This window comes from Streptomyces sp. NPDC058964 (assembly GCF_042741275.1).
In the GTDB taxonomy this organism is placed as follows: domain Bacteria; phylum Actinomycetota; class Actinomycetes; order Streptomycetales; family Streptomycetaceae; genus Streptomyces.
The window spans coordinates 1-2,264 of sequence record NZ_JBHYKH010000848.1 but is presented as its reverse complement, the minus strand read 5'-3'; the positions used below and the strand labels follow the sequence as shown (position 1 = coordinate 2,264).

Annotated in this window: 2 protein-coding genes; both read left to right on the top strand. The window is 70.0% G+C overall.

Going from position 1 to position 2,264, the window contains the following annotated elements:
• Positions 1-227 precede the first annotated feature (227 nt).
• Positions 228-1,616 (top strand): dihydrolipoyl dehydrogenase, encoded by a 1,389-nt coding sequence (lpdA, locus tag ACFW2E_RS45550; protein WP_384477699.1) that lies wholly within the window; start codon positions 228-230, stop codon positions 1,614-1,616.
• A 62-nt stretch (positions 1,617-1,678) separates the two neighbouring features.
• Positions 1,679-2,264 (top strand): biotin/lipoyl-containing protein (locus tag ACFW2E_RS45545; RefSeq protein ID WP_384477696.1); only part of this gene is annotated, 586 nt, incomplete at its 3' end.

The following is a 2,264-nucleotide window of genomic DNA, read 5'->3' as shown; positions in this document are numbered from 1 at the left end:
GGGTTCGCCCTCGACGAACTCCGCGGGTTCGTCCTAGCCGCCTCCTCGAGACGTGATGGATCAGACTTTCCAGACCGCGGCCCGGCGTCTCTTCCGCCGCCGACAAGTGCGAAGATGGGGCACGGCAGGACAGGGCCCCCACCACAGGGCCGACGTAGAGCGGCCGGACACCAGCCGCCGACCGGTCACTGGAGACCGGCGTGGCGCACATGCATGGAGGACGTGACGTGGCGAACGACGCCAGCACCGTTTTCGACCTAGTGATCCTCGGCGGTGGTAGCGGTGGTTACGCCGCGGCGCTGCGCGGGGCCCAGCTGGGCCTGGACGTCGCCCTGATCGAGAAGGACAAGGTCGGCGGCACCTGCCTGCACAAGGGTTGCATCCCCACCAAGGCCCTGCTGCACGCGGGCGAGATCGCCGACCAGGCCCGCGAGAGCGAGCAGTTCGGCGTGAAGGCCACCCTCGAGGGCATCGACGTCCCGGCCGTCCACAAGTACAAGGACGACGTGATCTCGGGCCTCTACAAGGGGCTGCAGGGTCTCATCGCGTCCCGCAAGGTGACGTACATCGAGGGTGAGGGCCGGCTGTCCTCCCCCACCTCCGTCGACGTGAACGGCCAGCGCATCCAGGGCCGCCACGTCCTGCTGGCGACCGGCTCCGTGCCGAAGTCGCTGCCGGGCCTGGAGATCGACGGCGACCGGATCATCTCCTCCGACCACGCCCTCGTCCTGGACCGCGTGCCGAAGTCCGCGATCATCCTGGGCGGCGGTGTCATCGGCGTCGAGTTCGCCTCGGCGTGGAAGTCCTTCGGCTCCGACGTCACGGTCATCGAGGGTCTCAAGCACCTCGTCCCGGTCGAGGACGACAACTCCTCCAAGCTTCTTGAGCGCGCCTTCCGCAAGCGCGGCATCAAGTTCAACCTGGGCACCTTCTTCTCGAAGGCCGAGTACACCCAGGACGGTGTCAAGGTCACCCTCGCCGACGGCAAGGAGTTCGAGGCGGAGATCCTCCTCGTCGCCGTCGGCCGCGGCCCGGTCTCCGCGGGCCTCGGCTACGAGGAGCAGGGCGTCGCGATGGACCGCGGCTACGTCCTGGTCGACGAGTACATGCGGACGAACGTCCCGACCGTCTCCGCCGTCGGTGACCTGGTCCCGACGCTCCAGCTCGCGCACGTCGGCTTCGCCGAGGGCATCCTGGTTGCGGAGCGTCTGGCCGGTCTGAAGGTCGTCCCGATCGACTACGACGGCGTTCCGCGGGTGACGTACTGCCACCCGGAGGTCGCCTCCGTCGGTATCACCGAGGCCAAGGCCAAGGAGGTCTACGGCGCGGACAAGGTCGTCTCCATCAAGTTCCCCCTCGGCGGCAACGGCAAGAGCCGGATCCTGAAGACCGCGGGCGAGATCAAGCTCGTCCAGGTCAAGGACGGTGCCGTGGTCGGCGTCCACATGGTCGGCGACCGGATGGGCGAGCAGGTGGGCGAGGCCCAGCTGATCTACAACTGGGAGGCGCTGCCGTCCGAGGTGGCGCAGCTCATCCACGCCCACCCGACGCAGAACGAGGCGCTCGGCGAGGCCCATCTGGCGCTGGCCGGCAAGCCCCTCCACATGCACGACTGACGCCTTCCGTCACCGGACGCGACGACACAGACTTCCGCAATTCCTAAGGAGCAACCGAAACCATGGCGGTTTCCGTAACCCTTCCGGCGCTCGGCGAGAGCGTCACCGAGGGCACTGTCACCCGCTGGCTGAAGGCCGAGGGCGAGCGCGTCGAGGCCGACGAGCCGCTGCTCGAGGTCTCGACCGACAAGGTCGACACCGAGATCCCCTCCCCCGCTGCCGGTGTCCTGGCCTCCATCAAGGTCGCCGAGGACGAGACGGTCGAGGTCGGCGCCGAGCTGGCGCTGATCGACGACGGCACCGGCGCCCCGGCCGCCGAGCAGGCCCCGCAGGCCGAGCAGGTCGCCGAGCCGGCCCCCGAGCCCGCCCCGGCGGCCCCGTCCACCGAGCAGGCCGCCCCGGCGCCCGCTCCCACCACCGAGGCCGCTGCCGGCGGCGGCTCCGCCGAGGGCACGGACGTGGTCCTGCCCGCGCTCGGCGAGTCCGTCACCGAGGGCACCGTCACCCGCTGGCTGAAGTCGGTCGGCGACAGCGTCGAGGCCGACGAGCCGCTGCTCGAGGTGTCCACCGACAAGGTCGACACCGAGATCCCCGCCCCCGCCTCCGGCACCCTGCTGGAGATCGTGGTCGGCGAGGACGAGACCGCCG